Below are 24,290 nucleotides of genomic sequence, written 5' to 3' on the forward strand. Positions count from 1 at the left end.
CCATGGCGGTTCTGGACTCCATCCGGCAATTGACAGCCACGTTTGCAGATATGCTGCAGACGCGGCTGGCATTGGCTTCTGTGGAAGTAGAGGAAGAACTGCAGCGTTTTTCCTCTATGCTGTTATGGTCTTTAGCGGCCTTATTCTGTGCCTGCTTCGCGACCATGCTGGCCGCCCTATTATTGATCGCCGTATTTTGGGAAACACACCGGGTCGCTTTAATCAGCGGAATGATCCTGTTTTTCGTAACTGGCGCGGTCGGTATCGCACTCAGGGTTCGTCAGCAATTGAGTCAACGCCCACGTTTTCTGAGCGCTACGCTGGGTGAACTCGATAAAGACGTACAGGGATTGCAAGTGCCCACAAGCGCTACGACGCAGGAGTAAATGATGCATAAGCAAGCTCATCAACTCGCGCGCAGGAAACAGGCATTGCTCGTCAAAATTCAGGCTCAGCGTCAGCTGTTCAGCCTGCAAAAAAGTGAATTATCCGGCTCGTTAAACCTGGCGGCCGCAGGTCAGAGACTGGGCATCAATCTGTTCGGTCGCGCCAAGCAGCATCCCTTACTCACAGCGACATTGGCCGCAGGCCTGGTATGGCTCAGACCACGGCGCGTGTTAAGCATCGCCAAAACGGCATTACAGGCCTGGATGATCTGGCGCGAAATCAATCCGTCTAATTCAGCTTCATCCAAAGATGTCGCATCACCGTAAAGCCTGGTGGCGATCTATGGCGGCAAACTGGTGATGAATTTTGCGTGAAGCAAATAACCATAAGCGCTCGCGCTGATCCCCCGGACGTGCACCTTCCCATACCAGTTGCCATTCCGGATGTGTGAGAAATTCAGCAGGCTTGATCTCATTCAAGCCGTTGACCAGCAATAAATCACATTCTTGATCTGGCTGTACCTCCTGGCGAGAAGTAATGATGCCGGAAAAATAGCGCAGCATTGCCCGTTCAGACTCGCCCAGATCTTTACTGGCCATACAGTCGAAACGCTCAGGCAACGCCGTCTCCATTTCAGCGAACACGCTACGATAACTTTTGGCATGATCGACCCAGGGTAAAAGCAGACTGACCAATAACATCCAGCAAACGCTGACACCTGCCATCCAGTTCGTCAAACCACGGCCACGGCTATTACGGGTTGCAATCACCAAGTACAGGCAAGCAACGCTCAACAGGAATGCGATCGCTGCCGAAGACCAGGAAAGTACAGGACTGAAATCTTCAGGCAGCATACGGGTCAGCCAGCCCCATGCAGGCGGTTTCCCCTCGGTCAGCATCACGCCCCAGATCCACCACAGTCCAATCGCAGCTGACGTAAACACGATGCGCGCACTCCAGCTCAACAAGCTATCCCAACGCTGGCTCAGACTGCCAGCGGCAGGTGCTGCCAGCAAAGCAAAAGGCAAAATTAAAGGCAATGCATAATTATCCCTGGCGGATGCCGACTTCCACAATACCAGCATCATGAGTCCGGCAACCAGTACGCAACACTGCAAAGCTGCGTTGCTTTTCCATTGCTGACGATAACGCCAGAGTGTCAGTAAAGCCAAAGGCCATGCGGGAAACAAGAACCAGGGCAAGGTTGTACGCCAGAATGCATAGGTGTGCGGCGCACCCAGCTGGGCGACAGAAAAACCAAAAAAACGACCCACATTATTCAGCCAGAACCAGTCCATAAACAACGGATAAGAACGCAAATATAAGGCCAGCGGCCAGATCAACATCCAGGGCAAAGCGAATAAAAAGGCGTAGCACAAAGCCTTCAGATAGTGACGGTGACGCCAATTGGCAAACAGTAGGGGCAACAAAAGCGCCGTCAACCCGAAAATAGCAAGCCCGAGCACGCCTTTTGCCATGAAGCCGATACCGATACCCGTTCCTAGCAAGCATCCTGAGCGCAGGGGAGATTTTTCCGGGTGCACCAAGCCAGCCATCGCCACAGCAAAACCGGTCAGCAAAGGTACGTCCGTCAACATCATATGGGAATGCAGTATCAAGCCTATGCATCCCAATAAGGCAAATATGGCAAACCGTCCCTGCTGCCGCCCCCACCATTGCTGACTGGTCCAGGCAGTTGCCCAGCAGGTGATCAACATAAAAACGCCCGTTGCCAGACGTGCACCATCATGTAAAGGTAAGAAAGAGGAAAAACTAACCGCCAGCACACTCGCCAGCCAGTAATACAAAGGCGGCTTTTCCATAAACGGTTCACCAGCCATCGTCGGCACGATCCAGTCACCGGTTTCCACCATGTGTTGAATAATGCCAAATATATAAGTTTCATCCTGTTTCCAGGGATCATGCCCGATCAGGCCAGGAAACAAATAGACCATACCCAGCAGGAGTACTAAGGCGGCACCACGCTCCATACGCAGGAAACGCACATTCGTCAACGAACGGCAAATACCCGATACAGCAGTGTGTATCCAGACTATGGGACTCCATCGCGCGTCACTCTCAGCCATCATCTTTTGTTTGCCTATCCTAGCATCCAGGTTCAGGTGGCTGAAGGCACTCAAAAGTTAAGTAACGCTCCGCCAGTTAAAGTAACGGATTGTATCGGATTTGCGGCAGATGTTTCCAGTATTTTTGAGAAATATATTTAGTTTTTCCTATAAAATCATAGACTTATATTTCACAATTACAACTTCCTCCTCAATACCACGTATTCACATAGCTACTCTCACCCATCTTACTGGTAACAATGTTGTAACAACTACCAGGGAATGGGCATGACGCCAGCAATTGTCCAGGTACAAACCGGCGCTCTTGCCGCGAACATGCGGGGGCTGCATCGTATCAAACACAAACTAAGCAGTCGGGCAGACACTCAGGATTGGCGACCGAATTCATCACCTAGCTCGGTGGCGCGCTGTGCGGCTGCTATCGTTGCGCGCACGATAGCGGCCTGAATACCCGCCTCCTGCATGCTGCTCACGGCTGCAAAAGTAGTCCCACCTTTTGAAGTGACTTTCTCGCGTAAAGTGGCTACCGGTTCATCCGCATGTAAAGCCAGGCTGGCTGCGCCTTCAAAAGTAGCAATTGCGAACTGGCTGGCTTGCGCAGCTGAAAAACCTAACTCCAGCGCAGCCTGTTCCAGCGCTTCAATGAAATAAAAGACATAGGCCGGGCCACTGCCGGAGATCGCAGTCACCGCGTCGATTTGAGCTTCATCCTCAAACCAGGAGGTCATGCCCACTGCAGACAGAATAGTTTCTGCGATCTGCTTTTGATCCTGCGTGACACCAGCAAGCGCATAGAGGCCCGTAATACCCTTCCCTACCATTGCGGGTGTATTTGGCATAGAGCGCACTATATGCGGATAGCTATTCAGCCAGCGCGACATATCCGCAGCGCGTATGCCAGCTGCGATTGAGATCAGGAGTTGCTTCGTCAGAAAAGGCTGCAGACTCTGAATCACATCGCGCATTTGCTGCGGCTTCACCGCCAACACAATCACATCGGCGTCAGCCACTTTTTGGTCTGCCTGCAGTGCAGTACTGACGCCATACTCCCCTTCCAGCCGTGTCAGACTCAACTGACTGACATCAACCACGTGCACATCACTGGCAAGCGCCACTGCAGGAATGATGCCTCCCATCAGCGCAGCCGCCATATTGCCGCCGCCAATAAAGGCGATTTTCAATTTAGGATGATTGGTTTTATTTGGCATAATCTCTTTTCCCGAAAATAGCGGTTCCGATACGAACCATAGTACTACCCTCAGCAATCGCAGCGTCCAGATCGCTGCTCATCCCCATCGATAGGGTGTCCAGCGCCAGCCCACGTTGCTGCAGTGTCTCCTGAATCTTTCTGAGTGCAGCAAAGGCAGCGCGCTGCTCTGCCAGGTTCTCGCTGGGCTCAGGTACAGCCATCAGGCCCCTTAAGCGTAACTGAGGCAAACCGGCAATACGCAAAGCCAGATCGACCGCCTCCGCAGGCGGCACCCCGCTCTTACTGACCTCGCCACTGATATTAATTTGTAAGCAAATGTTAAGAGGAGGCAGCGTGGCGGGGCGCTGTTCAGATAATCTTTGTGCGATTTTTTCACGGTCGACTGAATGCACCCATTGAAAATGTTCAGCGATAGCTCGTGTTTTATTACTTTGTATCGGCCCAATGAAATGCCATTCCAGCGCCAGCTCGGGCTGATTTTCCCTCACAAATTGTATTTTATCGAGCGCTTCTTGCAGATAATTTTCACCAAAAGCGACTTGCCCCCATTGCGCCGCCTCAATAATTGCCTGGACCGGGAAAGTTTTTGAAACAGCAAGCAAGCTTACCTCCCGCGGCTGGCGGTTATACTGCTTCTCAGTGGCGCGGATATGCTGGCTGACGGCTTGCAAGTTGTCAGATATTAAGGACATAATCAACTACTCTTCTGTGCTGGTCTGGCATAGGCGGGCCTTGTGGCCGTCTGCAGCCATATCAGTAAATCAATCGGCATCAATACTTTCCGGAATTATAAATGGACATTTCTGAACTGCTGGCGTTCTCGGTCAAGAATAACGCTTCCGATCTTCACTTATCCTCAGGATTGCCGCCGATGATACGCGTGCATGGGGATGTGCGCCGCATTAATCTGCCGCCACTGGAACATAAAGATGTGCATGAGCTGATCTATGACATCATGAATGACGCTCAGCGTAAAACTTATGAAGAAACGCTGGAATGCGACTTTTCCTTTGCTATCCCCGGTCTGGCCCGCTTCCGTGTTAATGCATTTAATCAGGAGCGAGGACCGGCAGCGGTCATGCGTACCATTCCATCTAAAATCCTGACACTGGAACAGTTAAACACGCCGCGTATTTTTGCCGATCTGGCGCTGAAACCGCGTGGTCTGGTACTGGTAACCGGCCCGACGGGTTCGGGTAAGTCGACCACGCTGGCGGCCATGGTGAATCATCTCAATGAAAATGAATACGGCCACATTCTGACCGTCGAAGACCCGATAGAATTCGTACACGAATCAAAAAAATGCCTGATCAATCAGCGCGAAGTCGGCCCGCACACCATGTCCTTCAATAATGCTTTACGCTCGGCGCTGCGTGAAGATCCGGACGCGATACTGGTCGGTGAGTTGCGTGATCTGGAAACCATACGCCTGGCACTGACTGCTGCAGAAACCGGCCATCTGGTGTTTGGCACATTGCATACCTCATCCGCTGCAAAGACTATAGATCGTATTGTCGACGTATTTCCGGCAGAAGAAAAAGAAATGGTACGCTCCATGCTATCCGAATCACTGCAGGCGATCATTTCCCAGACGCTGCTAAAGACCAAGGATGGCTCCGGACGGGTGGCTGCGCATGAAATCATGGTGGGTACACCGGCTATTCGCAATCTGATCCGTGAAGCCAAAATCGCACAGATGTATTCCGCGATTCAGACAGGTAACAATGTCGGCATGCAGACCCTGGATCAGAATCTGACCGATCTGGTCAGACGTAATGTGATTTCTGTCGCCACCGCACGTGGCGCAGCAAAAATCCCTGAAAACTTCCCTGGCTGATGCTGAACTGGAGATAAACACATGGAACGCGATCAGGCTACCAAATTTATGCACGACCTGCTGCGGCTGATGCTCAGCAAAAATGGTTCCGACTTATTTATCACAGCGGACTTCCCACCAGCCTTCAAAATTGATGGCAAGGTGACGCCCGTATCGAATCAGCCGCTGACGCCCGCACACACCGTCGATTTGGCACGCGCCATCATGAACGACAAGCAGGCCGCTGAATTTGAATCGACCAAGGAATGCAATTTCGCGATCAATCCGGCTGGCATGGGACGCTTCCGCGTATCAGCTTTTATGCAGCAAGGCCGCGTCGGTCTGGTGCTGCGTACCATCACGACTGCCATTCCTAAATTAGAAGATCTGGGACTGCCGGATAATCTGAAGGAAGTCGCCATGACCAAGCGTGGTCTGGTCATCATGGTGGGTGCGACTGGCTCAGGTAAATCAACTTCGCTGGCCGCCATGGTCGGCTACCGCAATCAGAACAGCCACGGTCATATTATTACGATCGAAGATCCGATTGAATACGTGCATCCACATGCGAATTGCATCGTGACCCAACGTGAGGTAGGCATTGATACCGAAGACTGGGGTGCAGCGCTGAAAAACTCTCTGCGGCAGGCACCGGACGTCATTCAGATTGGTGAAATCCGCGACCGAGAAACCATGGATTTTGCAGTCGCCTTTGCTGAGACAGGCCATTTGTGCCTGGCTACACTGCATGCCAACAGCTCGAACCAGGCACTGGATCGTATCATTAACTTTTTTCCGGAAGAACGTCGTGCTCAGTTATTGATGGATTTATCGCTGAATCTGAAAGCTGTGATTTCGCAGCGGCTGATCCCACTCAAAGGACGTAAGGGCCGCGTTGCTGCGGTTGAGATCATGCTCAATTCCCCGTTGATTTCAGATCTGATTTTCAAGGGTCAGGTACATGAAATTAAAGAGATCATGAAAAAATCGCGTGAACTGGGTATGCAGACTTTTGACCAGGCGCTGTTCGATTTGCACGAAGCAGATAAAATCTCGTATGAAGACGCTTTACGCAACGCAGACTCGGTCAATGAACTGCGACTCGCTATTATGCTCAACGGCAAAGAGGCCAAAGAGCGCGACCTGAGCGCCGGAACCCATCATTTAGGAATCGTCTGATATGCACGCACTCGCCTTTTCTGCTAACGACCTCAGTGGCAAACCTGTTGATCTGAGCCAGTATCTGGGTCAGCTGGTGTTGGTTGTGAATACCGCGAGCCAATGTGGCTTTACGCCGCAATACAAGGGACTGGAAGCGGTGTACCAGCAATTCAAAGAACGTGGTGTGGAGGTACTCGGTTTCCCATGCAATCAGTTCGGTCATCAGGAACCCGGCAACTCCTCAGAGATAGGCAGCTTCTGTGAAAAAAACTTTGGTGTAACCTTCCCTTTATTTGAAAAAGTAGAAGTGAATGGTGCTCACGCGCATCCGTTGTATCAGCACCTGAAAGCAGCCGCTCCCGGCCTGCTTGGAACTCAGGCCATCAAATGGAATTTCACTAAATTCCTGATACGCCAGGATGGCAGTGTATATAAACGCTATGCACCGCAAACGACGCCTGAAGACCTGATCAAGGATATTGAGGCTTTACTCGCGAAATAAGAACCCGTCTGCTGCTTTCAAACTAAGTACAACCCAGCACACATCAGGTGTGCTGGGTTCGTTTCAGGGGCAAGCTAGTGCATACAAAGCGCCGCAGCAATGTTCATGCAGACGCAGAAAAAGCCTGATCTATCCATTCTATCCAATGCTGCACTGGCGTATCCGTTCCGGATTGCAGATGCGTGATACAGCCGATGTTGGCTGACACCACTGCGACCGGCTGACTGGCCAGTAATTGCTTTAACTTCTGGTCGCGCAACTGGTAAGCCAGGCGCGGCTGTAACACCGAGTAGGTACCCGCTGAACCACAACATAAATGGCTGTCGGCACACAGGCTGACATCCACGCCCACCGCACGCAGCAAGGACTCTACCTTGCCACGTATTTGCTGGCCATGCTGCAAAGTACATGGCGGATGCCAGACTATCTTTTGTTCAACAGGGCGTTTCACCAGCGCGCGTATCTGCGGCTCACGCTCTGCCAATACCTCACTCAGGTCTTTGCACAAGGCCGTGACCCTGGCTGCTTTCTCCGCATAGGCTGGGTCATGTGCCAGCAAATGGCCATATTCCTTGACCGTCACACCGCAACCTGAAGTCGTCATCAAAATGGCATCCACACCCGCTTCGATCGCGGGCCACCAGGCATCAATATTACGGCGCATATCCTGTAGTGCAGCCTCCTGCTCATTCAGATGATGACGTATCGCGCCACAGCAACCGGCTTTCGGTGCCACGATCAGTTCTGTGCCCAGTGCGGCCATTACACGCCGCGCCGCCAGATTGATTTCCGGCGCCATCGCAGGCTGGACACAGCCATCCAGCAACAGCATGCGACTATTTGGCCGCACAGTCACAGACAATGGCAATACAGGCTGTGCCGCTTTGCGTAACGGGATTTTATTTTTTAGGAACTGTGGCAATACCGGGCGCAGTAATTGTCCAGCCTGCATCGCTGGCCGGAATATCCATGGACGCGGCAGAGCCGTGCTGAGGCTTTTACGCAGCAAGGTCTGCGTGACCGATCGACCGACTTGCTGCTCAACTACGGCGCGCCCTATATCCAGCAAGCGGCTGTATTTCACTCCGGATGGGCAAGTGCTTTCACAATTGCGACAGGTCAGGCAACGGTCCAGATGTTGCTGGGTTTTCTCAGTAGCGGGTTGCCCCTCAAGTACCTGCTTGATCAGATAGATGCGCCCCCTTGGTCCATCAAGCTCATCACCCAGTAACTGGTAGGTGGGACAAGTCGCAGTACAAAAACCGCAGTGCACGCATTTGCGCAGGATTTCGTCCGCTTCCTGACCGGCATGGCTGTCTTTAATAAAATCGGCGAGTTTGGTTTGCATAAGCGTCAAATATCCTTGTACATACGGCCAGGATTGAAGATTCCTGCGGGGTCAAATGCCTGTTTCAAATGCTGGTGTACGCGCAGCAAAGGGGCAGATAAGGGCGCGAACACCTCAGCCTGACGGTCGCCCCCGCGGAAAATACTTGCATGTCCACCGGCTTCGCGTGCCAGTGTCTGTATGCGTTCAGGGCTTTCATCGCTATATAGCCAACGCTGCGCCCCCCCCCATTCGATCAGGGATTTTCCGGTCAAAGACAAAGCCGGCGTTGTCGGTGGCAAGGACAAGCGCCATAAAACATGCGCCTCATCCTGGGAAAAATAGTCCAGCGTCTGCTCACGCAAAGCCTGCCACCAGGTGCTGGCATCGGTAATCTCTTCTCCCCCCATGCTGAGGCGTGCAGCATCGACCGCAGCCTGCGCACCTGACAGGCGCACCAGCAAGCGCCCCACATACCAGCAAGTCGCTGATATGGGTAAGGGCTGTCCAGCCCAGGTATTCATTTTTCGTAACGCATCGGCTTCGGACAAGGCAAATACCAGCGTGGTTTCTGCCACTGGCTTCGGTAACACTTTGACTGAAGCATGCAGGATCAGACCCAAGGTACCCAAAGAGCCTGCCAGCATGCGTGATACATCATAGCCAGCGACGTTTTTCATGACCTGACCACCAAATTCCGCAATCTGGCCACGGCCGTCCATGAATGCTGTACCCAACACAAAATCCTTTACAGCACCCGCATACGGACGACGTGGGCCAGCCAGGCCCGCTGCCAGCATGCCGCCAAAGGTGGCATGCTCTGAAAAATGTGGCACTTCACAGGCCAGCATTTGCTGCTGCTCCGCCAACACCGCTTCAATCTCACGCAAGGGAGTACCGGCGCAGGCAGTAATGACCAGCTCGGTCGGCTCATAAGACAAAATACCACGGTAAGCCCGCGTATCCAGCAATTGCCCGCTGCTGTGCCGTCCATACCAGGCTTTGCTGCCGCCGCCTTGTAGGTGTAATGGCTCAGCATGCGCAGCGGCAGTCAGTACCTGTTCGCGGAAATCATTTAGGACGGGATTAGTCATTGCACTCATGCGTATACTGGCCTTTCATTAAAAACGCGGCAAATCCGGAAATTTCAGTTGCCCATTCCTGACGTGCATACGTCCGTATTCGGCGCAACGGTGCAGGGTAGGAATCGCCTTATCCGGATTGAGTAAGCCAGCCGTATCGAATGCCTTTTTGACGGCAAAGAAAGCGTTTAACTCGGTTTGTGTAAACTGTACGCACATAGAGTTAATTTTCTCTATTCCCACACCGTGTTCACCGGTGATGGTGCCGCCTACAGCAACGCACAATTCCAGGATTTCCGCACCAAAAGCCTCGGCACGTAAAAACTCGCCTTCCTGATTCGCATCAAACATGATCAGCGGATGCAGGTTGCCATCACCGGCATGAAACACATTGGCACAGCGCAGCCCATATTTCTGCTCCATCACAGCGATCCCGGTCAACACTTCAGCCAGCCGTTTGCGTGGAATCGTGCCATCCATACAGTAATAATCAGGCGATATTCTGCCTGCTGCAGGAAAGGCATTTTTACGGCCAGACCAGAAACGCAAACGCTCAGCCTCGCTCTGTGATACCGCAATCGCGCTGGCACCGGCTTGCTGCAATACCGCAGTCATGCGTGCGATTTCCTCTTCCACTTCAGCCGCTGTACCATCCGACTCACACAGCAGTATGGCCTCGGCATCCGTGTCGTAACCCGCATGAACAAAGGGCTCCACCATGCGCGAGGAAGTCTTGTCCATCATTTCCAATCCGGCCGGAATAATGCCGGCCGCAATCACTTCCGCCACCGCATTGCCGCCCGTGACCACATCGTTAAATGAGGCCATGATGACTTTTGCCACTTGTGGTTTCGGCACCAGTTTCACCGTCACTTCGGTCACAATACCCAGCATCCCCTCGGAACCGACGAAGACCGATAACAGCTCCAGACCCGGCGCATCCAGCGCATCGCTGCCGAGCTCGACGACCTCACCATCCATCAGCACGACACGAACCCGTAGCACATTGTGTACCGTCAATCCGTATTTCAGGCAATGCACACCACCCGAGTTTTCCGCCACGTTGCCACCGATGGTGCAGGCGATCTGAGACGAAGGATCAGGTGCATAATACAAGCCATGCCCGGCAACGGCTTCAGAAATGGCCAGATTACGCACACCGGGCTGTACCCGTGCAGTCCGCGCCAGCGCATCGATCCGCACGATACGGTTTAACTTAGCGGTAGATAATACCAAGCCATCAGCGATAGGCGTGGCTCCGCCCGATAAGCCTGTCCCTGCGCCGCGTGGCACGATCGGGATTTGCAGACGGGAGCAAATACGCAGCACTGCCTGTACCTGTGCCTCGTCTTCAGGCAGACAAACCACCATTGGCAATTGGCGGTAGGCGGTCAGGCCATCGCATTCATACGGACGCGTATCTTCTTCATGGTACAGAATGGAATGCTTAGGTAAGACCTGGTGTAAGGCCTGCACCAGCTCGCGCTGACGCTGCCGGATGATAGGCCCCTGCTCTGTCTGCTGCATATTCACCTCTTTGTTATTGCCGCATTCAACATTAGTCATGCTCAGGCACAGGCTGCAAGCCCACCCGCGTGCAGACGCAAGCGTTACAGCGCTCTGAGTTAGATGGATCTCAGTGTAATCAGCTTTATGGGCTTTGGGATGAATAGTTTCAGCGGCTGCCGCTGAATTGTTTTCAAGGCATAAAAAAAGGACGCCGCAGCGTCCTTAGTTTTTTGCATCCAGTTTTTGCATTCAGCGTGCTTACACGGAGAATGAAGATCCGCAACCACAAGTGGTGGATGCATTCGGATTTTTAATCACAAACTGTGCACCTTCGAGATCGTCTTTATAGTCGATTTCGGCACCGACCAGATACTGGTAGCTCATAGAATCGATGAGCAACTGCACACCGTTTTTTGTCATGGTGGTGTCGTCTTCGTTGGTGATTTCATCGAAAGTGAAGCCATACTGGAAGCCGGAACAACCACCGCCTTGTACGAATACACGCAGTTTCAGGTCAGGATTGCCTTCTTCTTCGATCAGTTGCGCTACTTTGGCAGCAGCGCTGTCGGTAAAAATAATTGGTGCTGGCATTTCTGCAACGGCGTTCATTTCTTGCTCCTTGTATCTAAGATTATGCCATTATAGACCTGAGTGCAGATCTATGCAGCGGATGCCGCCAGCTTAAGTACCGGCTCCTGTATCACGTCATGCGTGAGCTTACCGGACACCAGCGCGCCGCTCATCATTTCCAGTGTCTTGTAATGTACATCACCGGAAATACGGGCCTTAGGTTGCAACTCCAGCAAATCACTGGAAAACACCGGCCCGTTAATAACACCATTCACGACCACATGCGAGGCACGCACTTCACCCTCAATCACCGCCTGTTCAGAAATGATCAGCATGCTGGCTGCATCCGGCTCAGCGATTACATTGCCGCTGATATGTCCATCGATACGAAGACCACCTTTGAAATGCAGATCCCCGGCAATACGTGTGGTCGAGCCTATCAGGCTGTCTATGGTATTTTTTGCTTTGCGATTAAACATGTGCATTCCCTCTTCAGGATATCTAAGCAGCGCCTGCGCACTGAACAAGCGGTCAGACCAGTTGCTGATTCAAGTGCTTAAATTGATCGTCTGTTGAGCACGCTGCTGTCCGTGCTCCAGCACTCTCACCTGAACCGATTTGACCGTTACATCTTCAGGCAACGGTATGACACCTTCCATACGCTGATAGTGCTTAAACGATAATTTAAGCTTAGCAGCATCGCCGGATTTAGGATCAGGGAACAGCATCGTAACAGGTTTACCGGCCTGTACCAAATTCAGGGTCAATTGCATTTCACCGGAAAATTCGCTGCTTTTTTTCACGCCCTGCACCAACAAGGCGCGATAACGCAATTGGCCCGGCGCCACCAACTCGGCCTTCAGGTTTTGTACAGCCACGCCATCCGGCCCGGTACCTGCCTGCATAAAGCTTTCAAAAAAAGCCAGATCATCTTTCAGCTTTTGATTATCGGCCGTCAGCGTCTTGACCTGATCCATCAGCTCTTTTTGCATAGAGCGATCAATATTGAGCTTACTGTCGATGGTATTGGTTTGCTGGCGCAACTGATCGCGTTCATTGCTGAGCTCGGTAATCTGCTCCTGCAACTGCAAAACGCTGATGCCACCCGGCCCCACTGCACTGACGCTGCGCTTACCCATGACAAAAGCGACATAGAGCAAGGCCAGCACAAGCACGGTCACCAATGCGAGCAAAGCAATCCTGGCATGCCAGGATTGCTCCTGGCGTACCGTCAGTTTTGCTGATAGCAGCGGATGATGACGCAACGGACGCTTGGCCATGCTTATGGCATGACCGGAACGTGTTGCAAACCTGTGTTTTCAGCCAGGCCAAACATCAGATTCATACACTGTACGGCCTGACCGGAGGCACCTTTAACCAAATTATCCTGTACCACCAAGATCACCAGGGTTTTGCCATTGCCAGGGCGATGCAAAGCCAGACGCAACATATTCGACGCACGTGTGGAGCGAGTTTCAGGATGTGAGCCAAATGGCATTACATCGACAAATTCTTCATCTTTATAGGCGTCTTCAAACAAGGCCTGCAAGGCTTCATTGCTGATATCCGTCTTCAGTTTTGCATACAAAGTTGAGTGCATGCCACGTATCATGGGTACAAGATGCGGCGTGAATAAGAGCTCGACCGGTTCCGCGGTCAGACGCTGCAACTGCTCAGTCGTTTCCGGCGTGTGACGATGTCCTGATACGCCGTAGGCTTTGAAGGTATCGCTGGCTTCTGAGAACAGGATGCCGATTTCCGCCTTGCGACCGGCGCCCGACACACCGGACTTGCAATCGGCAATCAGGCTGCCCGCATCAATCACTCCGGCTTTGAGCAAAGGCGCAAAGCCCAGCTGCATCGTGGTTGGATAACAACCAGGATTGCCGATCACACGCGCAGTTTTGATCGCGTCACGATTCAGCTCTGGCAAACCGTACACGGCTTCTTTCAATACATCCTGGCAGGTATGCGGAATGCCATACCATTTCTCAAACTGCGCCACATCCTGTAAACGGAAATCCGCCGCCAGATCGATGACCTTGACTCCGGCAGCCAGCAATTCAGGCGCCTGCGCCATGGCCACACCGTGTGGTGTAGCAAAGAAAACCACGTCACAGTCGGTCAGTTTGGCTTTATCCGGGGAAGAAAATGCGATGCCCACTTTGCCACGCAGCGATGGATACATATCGGCGACCGGCAAGCCATCCTCTTTGCGCGATGTGATCGCGGTCAGCTCGACTTCGGGATGGGTGGACAAAATACGTAATAACTCGACACCCGTATATCCAGTGCCGCCGACAATACCAACTTTAATCATGGACGTTCCTTGCAAGAAATTTTCCGTTATTTTAACAGCAGATCCGACGTGGGCAACGTTGATATTGCTGTGCGAGACTGAACTCTGTAAAAGCAAAAAGCCGCCCAAACAGGCGGCTTTTTGTTTCCAGCGATAAAAAATTAACGCTTGGAGAATTGTTTTGCGCGACGTGCTTTGCGCAGACCAACTTTTTTACGTTCAACTTCACGAGCGTCACGAGTAACGAAGCCAGCTTTGGACAATTCAGATTTCAAAGTTGCATCGTAGTCGATCAGCGCACGAGTGATACCGTGACGAACTGCACCGGATTGGCCGGATTCGCCGCCGCCGTGAACGTTAACCATAATGTCGAAAGTTTCGAGATTATTAGTCAGTTCCAGTGGTTGACGGATAACCATCAGGCCAGTTTCACGAGAGAAGTATTCGCTCGCTGGTTTGCCGTTGACAACGATCTTGCCGCTGCCAGATTTCAGGAATACACGAGCAACTGCGCTCTTGCGACGGCCAGTACCGTAGTTGTAATTACCGATCATGGCTAATCCTTAGATGTCGAGTACTTGTGGTTGCTGAGCAGCGTGCGGATGTGTTGCATCTGCATATACTTTCAGCTTCTTGATCATTGCATAGCCGAGTGGGCCTTTAGGCAACATGCCTTTAACAGCTTTCTCGAGTGCACGACCTGGAAAACGCTGTTGCATTTTCGTGAAGTTTGTTTCATAGATACCGCCTGGGTAACCAGTGTGACGGTAGTATGTTTTGTTCAGAGCTTTAGTACCAGTCACGCGCAGTTTAGCTGCGTTAACAACAACGATAAAATCGCCTGTGTCTACGTGTGGTGTAAATTCTGGTTTATGTTTGCCGCGCAAACGGAGTGCCACTTCGCTGGCAACACGTCCGAGTACTTTATCTGTCGCGTCAATCACGAACCAGTCGCGCTGAACCTCATGGCCCTTAGCGGAAAAGGTTTTCATGTTGAATCCTAAATAGTTAAATGCGCCCTGTTGCGGTGGTTCTGCCTTTGTTCCGGCAGACTCTCCCTTGTTCATTTCTCGCGTGGGCAAATCGAGAATCGAAAATTATAAAGCCTTTCAAAGACTTAAGGCAAGAAATGTTTAAAATTTAGGCAGATATTTTTGCCTACACCATGCTGAAAGGCAAAAAAATACCCGAAGACCAGGCTTCGGGTGGAATCCACCAAAGGAGTAGGTGGAGGAGACAAAGCGTGGTTAGCTGCTCAAAATGAATAACTAACCGATGAGTCAATAATAGGCGAAGAAATTGTGCAGTGCAAGAAAAATTCTGGGATTTATGCGAAGATTCCCTCTAAATACAAGGGGTGCAGCCGGACTCACGACCCTGGATTGTAAGCCCTGCCCGCTCTGGGCTACACTTTGATGCAAGTCACTCAACAAGAAGGAAAGAATATGGAAGCAACAGTACGCTGGACAGGAACATCCGGTATGTCTTTTTTAGCAGAAACAGGCTCGGGTCATGCTGTATTGATGGACGGTGCACCAGAGGGAGGCGGCCGCAATCTGGCGCCGCGCCCTATGGAGATGCTGTTACTGGGAACGGGTGGATGCACCGCTTATGATGTAGTGTTGATTTTAAGGAAGAGTAAGCAAGACGTGCGTGGTTGCGACCTTAAATTGAGTGCTGAACGCGCAGACACCGAACCGAAGGTGTTTACGAAAATTAATTTTCACTTCGTGGTGCGTGGCCGCAATCTGAAGCCTGCGACTGTAGAGCGTGCAATCAAACTATCGCATGAAAAATATTGCTCGGCATCCATCATGCTGGAAAAAACGGCCAGCATGACGCACAGCTTCGAAATTATTGAAGACAGCGAATTGCCTTCAGAGCACGAAGTTCAGTCCTGAGTTTCCACATCCGGTACACCGAACACATCGGTGTAGCTTGGATAAAACGAGCAATAGCGTATTGTGGTCAGCACAGAAAGCACAGGAAGCATAAACAGCAACAACATCGCTTCCTGTCCGGCAATCGCAACCAGCACCTCCAGTATCAATGCAGGCAACAGGCCAGCCAGTAGCATCCAGCTCAGGCAATACACCAGAAAAACGCGCCAGGCTCTCTTTACAGAGACAAAACTGAAAAATAAGGCCTTAGCAATCGACATTTTCCGCCACAAAATTAATGGGCCGGCATACCAAAACGCCATTAATGCAGGCAAAAACACCAGACCCATCACCAGCAAACCTTGTAGCAAATTGCCGGCGTCCACCTCTTTCGGATCTGGCGGCTCACTACTAGTCAATACGGTGAATAATTCTGCATTGCCAACGAGCTTAGACGCCGCTACCGCTATCGTCATTGCTAACAAAAACAGGACACCCAGATTCAACAGCGTCAGCCAACGCCTGGCACGGAAACCGCTAAACAAGACCGGCAGTGTCACTTTTTTCTTCAAATCAATATCCTGACAAGCCTGCATGAAACCCATAGAAAAAACCGGCATCAGCAAAAATGGCAGCACTGCGCCGAGCAAGGGAATAATCCCTGCCAGCAGCAAACAAAACATATAGGCAAAAAACAGGCTCAGCATCTCAGCTGGCTGTTGTTTGAAATAGGCAAAGCCGCGCTTTACCCAAGACCATCCGGTCAAGGCAGGCATCGCATTCATTGTGTGACAGGTAGAGGTGGAACAGACTGAGATTCACGCAAGCGCAAGATACGCTCAAAATGCGCAGGATCATGCGGCGTAAGCATTTCTGCATCACGTGGCTGATAGTAATCGTACAAACGGGAGAGCCAGAAACGTAAAGCCGCAGCGCGCAACAACGGTTGCCATGCACTGCTTTCTTCGCGACTGAACGGACGAACTGCATGATAGGCATTCAGCATGGCAACGACGCGCGAGCTGTCCAGAACACCTGTCGCTACATCGATACACCAGTCATTGACCGTCACCGCCACATCGAACAGCCAAGTATCGCAACCAGCAAAATAAAAATCAAAAAACCCGGTGAGCTGCTCACCTGAAAACATCACATTGTTACGAAACAAATCGGCATGCACAGGTCCGCGTGGCAAGGCTTTATATACGGCACTGGCCTCAAACGCATCCTGAAAATGGATTTCTGCACGCAATAAGTGTTGCAAGTCGTCGCTAATGAATGGCAGCACTTTAGGTACGGTCAAATGCCACCAATCCGAGGCACGCAGATTTTTTTGAAATAAGGGGAAGCTGTTGCCAGCTAAATGCATTTTCGCCAGCATTTGACCCACGGCAGCGCAATGTACAGCCTGGGGCTGCATTTGTGAACTCCCCTCCAGCTTACTGACGATCGCAGCTGGCTTACCATGCAGGGGGACGACCAGTTCTCCGTCACGATTGGCGACGGGTGCAGGCACCAGCACCCCATGATCCGCCAGGTGACGCATCAGCTTCAGGTAGAACGGCAATTGCTCGAAATTCAGATTCTCGAAAATGGTCAGTACATATTCACCCGCTTCAGTGGTGATAAAGAAATTACTGTTTTCTATGCCTGAAGAGATACCCTTCACCGCACTGACTTTACCTAATGGGAACTGATCTATCCAAGAACTCAGATCTTGCAGAGAAACGGGGGTAAAAACTGCCATTATTTTTTCTTATCAACGATATTATTTCGCTACTGCGCTGGCAGGAGCTGCTTTGACTGGCGCTGGCGGTAACACAGGTAAGGGTTCAGGCGCTTCTTTTACTTCTTTTTTTCCACCAAACTCCAGGAGTTTCCATTGCGCAGCGCGATTGCCTTGCCCCTGCACAGTACCAGGCTGGGCATTCCCCGCCTGAGGGTCCGCTTTCAGCGTGTAACTGCTTTTTCCAGACTTCACTTCGACTTCAGTGACTTTGCCTGCATTATTCTTTTTTTCAACAACTTTATTTTTTTGCTCAGGTTTACCGACCGACAAACTCTTTTCAGTTGGCCCCTCTTCCAGTTTTTCCATTTTCGGCGGTGGTGGCACCTCTGCTTTAGCTGGCGTCTGCGCAAGCGCAGGGATAGCAAGCTGGGCAGAAAAAATCACGGCGATGACGGATGAGAGGGATTTATTCATGATGATCTTTCGGTGAAGCCAGAATTCTTTCATTGTAACAAACAGCAGGACTCCATGCCTGCGTACGCTAAGCATTTACTTGAAATCCAATAAAAAAGAGCAGCCTGAGCTGCTCTTTTTCTATCAATACAGGCTAAGCCCGCAAAGATTAGAAGCGGTGTTGAACGCCAGCTGTCAGTTCGTGAACTTTAGAACCAGCAACGCCACCGAATGCTGAGCTAACCAGGTCAGCTTTAGCATCTTGTTTAGCATATGCATATGCAGCATACAGGTCAGTACGCTTGGACAGACCGTGGACATAGCCCAGGGAGAACTGTTTAACGTCTTTAGCTACTGCAGAGTCAGACACTTTAGTGAAACCAGCCAATACTTTACCAGTTGCAGTTACAGGTGCGCTAACAGCCACAGTGTAGATCTTACGATCCAGACCTTGGTCATTTTTCTGTTTTTGGAACAGAACGACTGGCTTAGCTACGCCGAAATCGTAGGCAGCAGCAACTGTGTTAGCAGAAATAGCATTGCCAACAACATTGTCTTTTGCATAGTTGTAGCCAACTTCCAAAGCGTCAACTTTGTAGTTTGCTGTCAGGCCAACGGAACGGTTAGCAGAGTTGTCGCCAGCTGCTTCACCAGCGCCGTAAGATACAGCTGCTTTGAAACCACTCAGATCTGGCGTGTTGTAGAAAATCGCATTGCTAACGCGGCCATTTGTATCTTGTGCTGTTTTGCCAGCTACGAAATACAGAGCACGTGTGCCGTTACCGTTGTTAACCAGCGCGGAGCCGAACGGATCGTAGCTGTCGAAGAATTTCAGAGTTGTAGTCTTGTCACGACCCAGGTTCACAGAACCGAAATCGCCAGACAGACCAACCAGAGTTGTACGACCGAATGTACGGCCACCTTGGTCAGAAGAACCGTCATCCAACTTAACGCCTTGTTCCAGAACGAAGTTAGCTTTCAGACCGCCACCCAGATCTTCAGTACCTTTGAAGCCCAGACGGGAACCGCCTTGTTGGCCGCTAGTTACCAATGCTTTTTTACCAGCACCAGCGCTAACGCCTTGAACGCCGATATCAGCAACACCGTAAATAGTTACGGAAGATTGAGCGAAAGCCGCACCAGAGAAAGCACCCATCAGAGCGAGCGCGAGGAAAGATTTTTTCATTGTCTAGTATCCAAAAATGAATGTTAATTTTTGCTGACACCAAAGAGCCAGGCACAGCAAAAAACAGATTGCAGGTTCTTTACAGCCTTGAACCAAGATTGATTCAATGACAAGCGACACCTTACCTGCACAAAATGACGCTTTGATGAAATCGAACAAATTCACAACAAGGCACTACAAAGCGTCGCAATATAAAGACATGACAGACACCGATAAGTTCACAACAAATTAGCATCTATTCACGACTTAAGGCCACATTATAGGCAATTTTTGCAGATGCTGCACAGCACCATGCATATAAGGGAAATCACCTAGATTTCAAGACCCTGCCAAAAGATTGTTTTTTAGCAGCTGGTTAACGCGGCAATCCCTTGTTTGGTTTACATCTGGGAACGCGAAAAATGCCTGCTCGAGTACCATAATCCTGCGGCAATTAAACAACAGACGAGCTGCCCTAAAGCCAGTGATACAACGGCATGATCAAGCGCCGGTGCAACCAGACCCGCAATGAGTGCACTGATAAAAGTCACACTGGCAGACTGACAGGACGCCACCACCCCACGAATATCCGGAAACAGATCCAGCACGAGTAAAGTCGCACCCGGCGCCACCAGCGACATGCCAAATGCATAAAAAAACAAGGGTAATACTGACCAGAAAACCTGAGGAGGAAACGCCGCATGATAAGCGACGTTAAGGCATGCTGCACCGATTAAAAAGCAAAAGCCAGCATTCACCTGAGTCCAGACCCTTAATTTACCAGCCATACGATTGGCAGCCAGCGCGCCCAGAAAGATACCGCCGACGGTAGGTACAAATTGCCAGCCAAACTGGTCAGCCCCCAATTTCAGGTGTTGAGTAATGAATGCGGGCGCTGCAGAAATATACAGAAACAAACCCGCAAAATTAAAGGCGATGGTACCGGCTTTTAAATAAAACAATCGTGAACGAAACACCTGGCGGTAACTGGTCCACAAAAAATCCGCACTAAAAGCTTGCCTCTTATCAATTGTTAAAGATTCTGGCAGCCAGCGATAACATGCAATCCACAGCACAACAGTGTAGCCAAATAACAACAAAAATATTGCGCGCCACCCCCAAATTCCCACTAACCAACCACCCAGAATGGGTGCAATAGCGGGCGCGATCGAAAAAATCATGGTCACGAGTGACAATAATTTCTCAGCCTCCGGGCCTTCATATAAATCCCGGATAATCGCGCGACCAACCACCATACCTGCACCGGCGGACACGCCCTGGAGTATCCTGAATCCCCATAAATAATGAATACTGTGTGCTGAAGCGCAACCAAAACTGGCGACAGCAAATACCGATAAGGCAATCAGGATGACATTGCGGCGACCGAAGGAGTCCGATAAGGCACCATGCCACAAAGTCATTACCGCGAACGACAGCATATAAGCCGTCAGCGTCTGCTGCACTTCCAGCGCATGTGCCTGCAAACTTTGCTGAATAGCCGGAAATGCAGGTAAATAGGTATCAATAGCAAACGGGCCGAGCATCGCCAGCGCAGCCAGAATGCAGGCCAGCGCAGTGCTGTTCAAAGGCGTCGAGGAACGCATAAAGTCTTTCTTTTTTAACTTAAAAGGTCTGAGCCTACGTGTTGTGCCAGGCAGGCTCAAGTGATGAGCACTATTGCATCTGGCCCATACACAGGTATTTCATTTCCAAATATTCATCCATCCCGTAACGAGAACCTTCGCGTCCCAGGCCCGACTGCTTCACGCCACCGAACGGCGCTACCTCGTTAGACATGAGACCTGTGTTAATACCGACCATGCCGTATTCGAGTTTTTCCGCCACCCGCCACACGCGTGCAATATCCCGTGAATAGAAATAAGAAGCCAGACCGAAATCCGTCGCATTGGCGGCAGCGATCACCTGTTCTTCGGTATCAAACGCCATCACCGCAGCGACTGGCCCGAAGGTTTCTTCTTGCATGACTAGCATGTCGTCTGTGACATCTGCCAATACCGTGGGTTCGAAAAATAAGGCACCGGCTGCATGCTGCTGTCCGCCTGTACACAGTTGCGCGCCTTTGCTGAGGGCATCGCTGACATGCTCCTGTACTTTAGCAATCGCCTGCGCATCGATCATCGGCCCCTGTTGCACGCCAGCCGTCAAGCCGTCACCGACCTGAATTTTGCGCGCGCCTGCCACCAGCTTTGCGACGAATTCCTGATACAGCGAACGATGCACATAAAAGCGATTCGTGCAGACGCAAGTCTGCCCCGCATTGCGATACTTTGATTGCAATGCCCCCTCGACTGCAGCCTCCAGATCCGCATCCTCGAAGACGATGAAAGGCGCATGGCCACCGAGTTCCAGCGCCAGTTTTTTAATCGTAGGCGCAGATTGCTGCATCAGGATGCGGCCAACCGGCGTCGACCCTGTGAACGACAAATGCCGGACTACGGTGCTATTGCACAAATGCTTACCGATGTCGACAGAACGTGCGCCGTCTGCAGTCAATACATTGACCACCCCAGCCGGTATGCCCGCCCTATGCGCCAGCTCCGCCAATGCCAATGCGGATAAAGGGGTCTGTTCAGCAGGCTTAATCACGATAGTGCAGCCAGCCGCAATGGCCGGAGCAACTTTGCGGGTAATCATCGCAATCGGGAAATTCCAGGGTGTGATGGCCGCGCATACGCCTATGGGCTGGCGTAAGACCAGCATGCGCTTGTCTGCCGCAGTCGTACTCAGCACATCACCCGCCACCCGTTTCGCTTCTTCAGCAAACCACTCTATAAAACTGGCACCATAGACCACCTCGCCCTTGGCTTCGGCCAGGGGTTTGCCCTGCTCCGCTGTCATGATGCGCGCCAGATCATCAGCATGCAGGTTCATCAGATCGAACCAGCGCCGCATCAGTTGCGCGCGTTCCTTACCGGTCTTGGCCGACCAAGATCCAAACGCTGCCTGCGCTGCCTGAATCGCGTTCTCTGCGTCGTCGCTATTCAGATTGCTAACCCGTGCCAGCAAGCTGCCATTGGATGGATTCATCACGTCGAAGCGATCTGCACTGTCGTGCCATAGGCCATTGATATAGGCGGACTCCCTCAATAATGCAGGGTCTTGCAAAGCTAAAGTTTGTGTTGCGTGCTGCATCTTGATCCCTTTCTTATTGTTGACATGGTTGATGAGCCTGACTCATCTCACTATCCAAAATATCAGCGTAAAGCCGAGAGCCTAAAGCAAAACAGCCAGTTCTGCAGAGAGCCGGCTGTTTTCTTAATGCGATTGCTAAATCAAACCTTTAGCATTCAATCCTGTGCTTTAGGCTTAGCCTCTTCACGGCGGTTGAAGCCTGCCACCATATCGAAGCGGAACAAGCGGCATTCCAGCGCACCATTGAAAAACGGCGTTTTACGTGCTTCTTTCAGACGCAGCAGCTTAGGTACACTCAGATCGGCGGTAAACAAGAACACGCTCCAGCCAGCAAAGCGCTGCTTCAGCGTCGCGCTGAACGCGCTGAAAAACTCCCTGGCCAGTTCATCCGATTCCAGGTTACTGTCACCGCGCACACCGATACGCTCACCGTACGGCGGATTCGTCAGCAGTATGCCGGGTTGCGTCGTCGGCGCTTTGATTTCCTGCGCCTCGATCTGCTTGAGCGGCACCTCAAAGCGAATACCGGCTTTATTCAGGTTATTACGCGTCATCACGACCATATCGCCAGAAATATCACTACCGAACAAAGTTGGCTCAGCCGGTAAAGGATGCGGCTTAGCCTGCGCCTTGATCGCGTTCCAGGCATCCTGATCAAACTGATGGAATTTTTCGAACGCGAATTCGCGCTTCAGGCCTGGCGGTATACCAGCCAAAATTTGCGCTGCTTCGATCAGGATAGTGCCCGAGCCGCACATAGGATCGAACAGCGGTGTGCCTGGTTTCCAGCCTGCGGTACGCAGCAAACCCGCCGCCAGATTTTCACGCAAAGGTGCATCACCTGTTTCCAAACGCCAGCCGCGTTTGAATAAGGGCTCGCCAGACAAGTCCAGATAAATCGTGAAATTTCTCGCATCCAGAAAACCGACGATGCGCATATCCGGATTGCGGGTATTGACCGATGGACGCTGGGTGAACTGATCACGAAAACGGTCGCAGATCGCATCCTTGATTTTTAGCGTCGTGAATTCCAGACTCTTGAGTGGCGATTTCACCGCAGTCACATCCACCCGTATGGTGTGGTGATAACCAAACCAGTCTTCCCATGGCTGTTCCAGCACCAGATCATAAATATCATTTTCGTTGGCGTAGCTGGAGTGGCCCATGCGCATCAATACGCGCGAAGCAATGCGTGAATGCAGGTTGATACGCCAGCCATCCTGCAAGCTACCGGAGCAATGCACGCCGCCCGGCACCTGATTGTGGACAGCCATGGTTTTATCCATCGCCGCGATTTCAGCCAGCTCTTCAGCCAGCGCGATTTCCATGCCGCGCGGGCATGGACAAAAATAAGAGTAACGTGTCATGGGGAACCTTTTATCCGTTAAATAAACACAAGTACAAGCGCAAAAATAAAAGCAAAAATAAGCGCCAAGAGAAGGTGATGGTCTGTGCTAAGCACACTATCCGTTAATAGCACGCTCAGGATCAGACACCGTTCAGAATGGCTTCACCACCACCAGAATTAATACAGCTAACAACAACAGTACAGGTACTTCGTTAAACCAGCGGAACCAGACGTGGCTGCGCGTGTTTTTGCCCTGTTCAAATTTTTTCAGCAAGCTGCCGCAGGCATGGTGGTAACCCAGCAGCAGCACGACACACAAGAGTTTGGCATGCATCCAGCCATTGCCGGGACCGCGCCCTATGCCTATCACCAGCCACAGATACAGACCCAAGGCCAGCGCCGGAACTGCGAGTATGGTCATGAAACGGTAGAGCTTACGTGCCATCAGTACCAAACGCTCAGTACTCGTCGCATCATTTTCCATGGCGAGATTGACCAGGATACGTGGCAGATAAAACAGCCCGGCAAACCAGGAGATCACAAACAGTAGATGAAAAGCTTTAATCCAGAGCATACTGACTTTCAAAAAATGAGGGCAGACTGAGAACCGCT

Annotated in this window: 26 protein-coding genes; 6 read left to right on the forward strand and 20 right to left on the reverse strand. The window is 51.4% G+C overall.

The genetic code is table 11. The features are described 5' to 3' along the window. Window positions 1-2: 2 nt before the first annotated feature. Together H8K47_RS07045 and H8K47_RS07050 are read left to right on the forward strand one after the other, a co-directional pair. A complete protein-coding gene (locus H8K47_RS07045) occupies window positions 3-386 on the forward strand; it encodes a phage holin family protein (RefSeq protein WP_186880709.1) in 384 nt (127 codons plus the stop codon). Beyond that, window positions 387-713 (forward strand): YqjK family protein, encoded by a 327-nt coding sequence (locus H8K47_RS07050; protein ID WP_186880710.1) that lies wholly within the window; start codon window positions 387-389, stop codon window positions 711-713. On the opposite strand, the gene H8K47_RS07055 is transcribed toward H8K47_RS07050, so the two are convergent. From H8K47_RS07055 to H8K47_RS07065, 3 genes are all read right to left on the reverse strand, one after another. After that, window positions 705-2,477 (reverse strand): ArnT family glycosyltransferase, encoded by a 1,773-nt coding sequence (locus tag H8K47_RS07055; protein WP_186880711.1) that lies wholly within the window; start codon window positions 2,475-2,477, stop codon window positions 705-707. The genes H8K47_RS07050 and H8K47_RS07055 overlap by 9 nt on opposite strands. 362 nt (window positions 2,478-2,839) lie before the next feature. Continuing rightward, window positions 2,840-3,682, reverse strand: a complete 843-nt coding sequence (proC, locus tag H8K47_RS07060; protein WP_230405276.1) for a pyrroline-5-carboxylate reductase — start codon at window positions 3,680-3,682, stop codon at window positions 2,840-2,842. Then, window positions 3,672-4,376, reverse strand: coding sequence for a YggS family pyridoxal phosphate-dependent enzyme (locus H8K47_RS07065; RefSeq protein WP_186880712.1), 705 nt, complete (start codon window positions 4,374-4,376; stop codon window positions 3,672-3,674). The genes proC and H8K47_RS07065 overlap by 11 nt, the downstream gene beginning before the upstream one ends. A 101-nt stretch (window positions 4,377-4,477) precedes the next feature. On the opposite strand from H8K47_RS07065, the gene H8K47_RS07070 reads away from it, so the two are divergent. Genes H8K47_RS07070 through H8K47_RS07080 form a run of 3 tightly spaced genes read left to right on the forward strand, consistent with a single transcriptional unit; the run spans window position 4,478 to window position 7,163 of the window. Beyond that, window positions 4,478-5,521 carry a type IV pilus twitching motility protein PilT gene (locus H8K47_RS07070; RefSeq protein ID WP_186880713.1) on the forward strand — a complete coding sequence of 348 codons (1,044 nt, stop codon included), beginning with the start codon at window positions 4,478-4,480 and terminating at the stop codon, window positions 5,519-5,521. A 21-nt stretch (window positions 5,522-5,542) separates the two neighbouring features. Beyond that, on the forward strand, window positions 5,543-6,679 hold the full coding sequence (locus tag H8K47_RS07075; RefSeq protein WP_186880714.1) for a PilT/PilU family type 4a pilus ATPase: 1,137 nt from the start codon (window positions 5,543-5,545) through the stop codon (window positions 6,677-6,679). Between the two features lies 1 nt (window position 6,680). Continuing rightward, window positions 6,681-7,163, forward strand: a complete 483-nt coding sequence (locus H8K47_RS07080) for a glutathione peroxidase (protein WP_186880715.1) — start codon at window positions 6,681-6,683, stop codon at window positions 7,161-7,163. A 103-nt stretch (window positions 7,164-7,266) separates the two neighbouring features. Here the strand turns inward: H8K47_RS07080 and glcF are convergent, their stop codons facing one another. The 9 genes from glcF to rplM form a co-directional block, all read right to left on the reverse strand. Continuing rightward, window positions 7,267-8,511, reverse strand: a complete 1,245-nt coding sequence (gene glcF, locus H8K47_RS07085; protein WP_186880716.1) for a glycolate oxidase subunit GlcF — start codon at window positions 8,509-8,511, stop codon at window positions 7,267-7,269. Window positions 8,512-8,516: 5 nt separating this feature from the next. Beyond that, a complete protein-coding gene (glcE, locus tag H8K47_RS07090) occupies window positions 8,517-9,584 on the reverse strand; it encodes a glycolate oxidase subunit GlcE (RefSeq protein ID WP_186880717.1) in 1,068 nt (355 codons plus the stop codon). Window positions 9,585-9,611: 27 nt separating this feature from the next. Then, window positions 9,612-11,099: an FAD-linked oxidase C-terminal domain-containing protein gene (locus H8K47_RS07095; RefSeq protein ID WP_186880872.1), complete on the reverse strand. Its 1,488-nt coding sequence runs from the start codon at window positions 11,097-11,099 to the stop codon at window positions 9,612-9,614. A 240-nt stretch (window positions 11,100-11,339) separates the two neighbouring features. After that, window positions 11,340-11,690, reverse strand: a complete 351-nt coding sequence (erpA, locus tag H8K47_RS07100) for an iron-sulfur cluster insertion protein ErpA (RefSeq protein WP_162020414.1) — start codon at window positions 11,688-11,690, stop codon at window positions 11,340-11,342. 50 nt (window positions 11,691-11,740) lie between these two features. Next, complete coding sequence (locus H8K47_RS07105) at window positions 11,741-12,130, reverse strand: bactofilin family protein (RefSeq protein ID WP_186880718.1); 390 nt, start codon at window positions 12,128-12,130, stop codon at window positions 11,741-11,743. 69 nt (window positions 12,131-12,199) lie between these two features. After that, on the reverse strand, window positions 12,200-12,931 hold the full coding sequence (locus tag H8K47_RS07110) for a DUF6776 family protein (protein ID WP_186880719.1): 732 nt from the start codon (window positions 12,929-12,931) through the stop codon (window positions 12,200-12,202). Window positions 12,932-12,933: 2 nt separating this feature from the next. Continuing rightward, window positions 12,934-13,971, reverse strand: coding sequence for an N-acetyl-gamma-glutamyl-phosphate reductase (gene argC, locus H8K47_RS07115; protein WP_186880720.1), 1,038 nt, complete (start codon window positions 13,969-13,971; stop codon window positions 12,934-12,936). 140 nt (window positions 13,972-14,111) lie between these two features. After that, window positions 14,112-14,504, reverse strand: coding sequence for a 30S ribosomal protein S9 (gene rpsI / locus H8K47_RS07120; protein WP_162020410.1), 393 nt, complete (start codon window positions 14,502-14,504; stop codon window positions 14,112-14,114). Between the two features lie 9 nt (window positions 14,505-14,513). Continuing rightward, window positions 14,514-14,942 (reverse strand): 50S ribosomal protein L13, encoded by a 429-nt coding sequence (gene rplM, locus H8K47_RS07125; protein WP_162020409.1) that lies wholly within the window; start codon window positions 14,940-14,942, stop codon window positions 14,514-14,516. A gap of 453 nt (window positions 14,943-15,395) precedes the next feature. On the opposite strand from rplM, the gene H8K47_RS07130 reads away from it, so the two are divergent. Continuing rightward, a complete protein-coding gene (locus H8K47_RS07130) occupies window positions 15,396-15,851 on the forward strand; it encodes an OsmC family protein (protein WP_186880721.1) in 456 nt (151 codons plus the stop codon). Here H8K47_RS07130 and H8K47_RS07135 read toward each other — a convergent pair. From H8K47_RS07135 to H8K47_RS07170, 8 genes are all read right to left on the reverse strand, one after another. After that, entirely contained in the window at window positions 15,842-16,606 is a 765-nt protein-coding gene (locus tag H8K47_RS07135) for a BPSS1780 family membrane protein (protein ID WP_186880722.1), read from the reverse strand. The genes H8K47_RS07130 and H8K47_RS07135 overlap by 10 nt on opposite strands. Window positions 16,607-16,611: 5 nt before the next feature. Next, entirely contained in the window at window positions 16,612-17,577 is a 966-nt protein-coding gene (locus H8K47_RS07140) for a homoserine kinase (RefSeq protein ID WP_186880723.1), read from the reverse strand. Between the two features lie 21 nt (window positions 17,578-17,598). After that, the gene (locus H8K47_RS07145; protein ID WP_186880724.1) at window positions 17,599-18,033 is read right to left on the reverse strand and encodes a hypothetical protein; all 435 of its coding nucleotides are present in this window, start codon (window positions 18,031-18,033) and stop codon (window positions 17,599-17,601) included. 148 nt (window positions 18,034-18,181) lie between these two features. Next, on the reverse strand, window positions 18,182-19,198 hold the full coding sequence (locus H8K47_RS07150) for a porin (RefSeq protein WP_186880725.1): 1,017 nt from the start codon (window positions 19,196-19,198) through the stop codon (window positions 18,182-18,184). Window positions 19,199-19,578: 380 nt separating this feature from the next. Next, window positions 19,579-20,781 (reverse strand): multidrug effflux MFS transporter, encoded by a 1,203-nt coding sequence (locus H8K47_RS07155; RefSeq protein ID WP_186880726.1) that lies wholly within the window; start codon window positions 20,779-20,781, stop codon window positions 19,579-19,581. Window positions 20,782-20,851: 70 nt separating this feature from the next. Further along, on the reverse strand, window positions 20,852-22,330 hold the full coding sequence (locus H8K47_RS07160; RefSeq protein ID WP_186880727.1) for an NAD-dependent succinate-semialdehyde dehydrogenase: 1,479 nt from the start codon (window positions 22,328-22,330) through the stop codon (window positions 20,852-20,854). 155 nt (window positions 22,331-22,485) lie between these two features. After that, window positions 22,486-23,697: a THUMP domain-containing class I SAM-dependent RNA methyltransferase gene (locus H8K47_RS07165; RefSeq protein WP_408057840.1), complete on the reverse strand. Its 1,212-nt coding sequence runs from the start codon at window positions 23,695-23,697 to the stop codon at window positions 22,486-22,488. Window positions 23,698-23,829: 132 nt separating this feature from the next. Continuing rightward, entirely contained in the window at window positions 23,830-24,252 is a 423-nt protein-coding gene (locus tag H8K47_RS07170) for a CopD family protein (RefSeq protein WP_186880728.1), read from the reverse strand. Window positions 24,253-24,290: the final 38 nt, after the last annotated feature.

It is taken from the genome of Cognatundibacterium rugosum (genome assembly GCF_014284365.1).
Classification (GTDB): domain Bacteria; phylum Pseudomonadota; class Gammaproteobacteria; order Burkholderiales; family Burkholderiaceae_D; genus Undibacterium; species Undibacterium rugosum.

What these genes read in the sequence shown, in the direction of transcription:
- H8K47_RS07170 (WP_186880728.1), bottom strand. Translation starts at nt 24,252, where the DNA reads ATGCTCTGGATTAAAGCTTTTCATCTACTGTTTGTGATCTCCTGGTTT.
- glcE (WP_186880717.1), bottom strand. Translation starts at nt 9,584, where the DNA reads ATGACTAATCCCGTCCTAAATGATTTCCGCGAACAGGTACTGACTGCC.
- H8K47_RS07165 (WP_408057840.1), bottom strand. Translation starts at nt 23,697, where the DNA reads ATGACACGTTACTCTTATTTTTGTCCATGCCCGCGCGGCATGGAAATC.
- H8K47_RS07080 (WP_186880715.1), top strand. Translation starts at nt 6,681, where the DNA reads ATGCACGCACTCGCCTTTTCTGCTAACGACCTCAGTGGCAAACCTGTT.
- H8K47_RS07065 (WP_186880712.1), bottom strand. Translation starts at nt 4,376, where the DNA reads ATGTCCTTAATATCTGACAACTTGCAAGCCGTCAGCCAGCATATCCGC.
- H8K47_RS07070 (WP_186880713.1), top strand. Translation starts at nt 4,478, where the DNA reads ATGGACATTTCTGAACTGCTGGCGTTCTCGGTCAAGAATAACGCTTCC.
- H8K47_RS07155 (WP_186880726.1), bottom strand. Translation starts at nt 20,781, where the DNA reads ATGCGTTCCTCGACGCCTTTGAACAGCACTGCGCTGGCCTGCATTCTG.
- H8K47_RS07135 (WP_186880722.1), bottom strand. Translation starts at nt 16,606, where the DNA reads ATGCCTGCCTTGACCGGATGGTCTTGGGTAAAGCGCGGCTTTGCCTAT.
- H8K47_RS07160 (WP_186880727.1), bottom strand. Translation starts at nt 22,330, where the DNA reads ATGCAGCACGCAACACAAACTTTAGCTTTGCAAGACCCTGCATTATTG.
- H8K47_RS07095 (WP_186880872.1), bottom strand. Translation starts at nt 11,099, where the DNA reads ATGCAGCAGACAGAGCAGGGGCCTATCATCCGGCAGCGTCAGCGCGAG.
- H8K47_RS07050 (WP_186880710.1), top strand. Translation starts at nt 387, where the DNA reads ATGATGCATAAGCAAGCTCATCAACTCGCGCGCAGGAAACAGGCATTG.
- glcF (WP_186880716.1), bottom strand. Translation starts at nt 8,511, where the DNA reads ATGCAAACCAAACTCGCCGATTTTATTAAAGACAGCCATGCCGGTCAG.
- H8K47_RS07150 (WP_186880725.1), bottom strand. Translation starts at nt 19,198, where the DNA reads ATGAAAAAATCTTTCCTCGCGCTCGCTCTGATGGGTGCTTTCTCTGGT.
- H8K47_RS07110 (WP_186880719.1), bottom strand. Translation starts at nt 12,931, where the DNA reads ATGGCCAAGCGTCCGTTGCGTCATCATCCGCTGCTATCAGCAAAACTG.
- rpsI (WP_162020410.1), bottom strand. Translation starts at nt 14,504, where the DNA reads ATGATCGGTAATTACAACTACGGTACTGGCCGTCGCAAGAGCGCAGTT.
- H8K47_RS07145 (WP_186880724.1), bottom strand. Translation starts at nt 18,033, where the DNA reads ATGAATAAATCCCTCTCATCCGTCATCGCCGTGATTTTTTCTGCCCAG.
- H8K47_RS07130 (WP_186880721.1), top strand. Translation starts at nt 15,396, where the DNA reads ATGGAAGCAACAGTACGCTGGACAGGAACATCCGGTATGTCTTTTTTA.
- H8K47_RS07075 (WP_186880714.1), top strand. Translation starts at nt 5,543, where the DNA reads ATGGAACGCGATCAGGCTACCAAATTTATGCACGACCTGCTGCGGCTG.
- erpA (WP_162020414.1), bottom strand. Translation starts at nt 11,690, where the DNA reads ATGAACGCCGTTGCAGAAATGCCAGCACCAATTATTTTTACCGACAGC.
- argC (WP_186880720.1), bottom strand. Translation starts at nt 13,971, where the DNA reads ATGATTAAAGTTGGTATTGTCGGCGGCACTGGATATACGGGTGTCGAG.
- H8K47_RS07045 (WP_186880709.1), top strand. Translation starts at nt 3, where the DNA reads ATGGCGGTTCTGGACTCCATCCGGCAATTGACAGCCACGTTTGCAGAT.
- H8K47_RS07055 (WP_186880711.1), bottom strand. Translation starts at nt 2,477, where the DNA reads ATGATGGCTGAGAGTGACGCGCGATGGAGTCCCATAGTCTGGATACAC.
- H8K47_RS07140 (WP_186880723.1), bottom strand. Translation starts at nt 17,577, where the DNA reads ATGGCAGTTTTTACCCCCGTTTCTCTGCAAGATCTGAGTTCTTGGATA.
- proC (WP_230405276.1), bottom strand. Translation starts at nt 3,682, where the DNA reads ATGCCAAATAAAACCAATCATCCTAAATTGAAAATCGCCTTTATTGGC.
- rplM (WP_162020409.1), bottom strand. Translation starts at nt 14,942, where the DNA reads ATGAAAACCTTTTCCGCTAAGGGCCATGAGGTTCAGCGCGACTGGTTC.
- H8K47_RS07105 (WP_186880718.1), bottom strand. Translation starts at nt 12,130, where the DNA reads ATGTTTAATCGCAAAGCAAAAAATACCATAGACAGCCTGATAGGCTCG.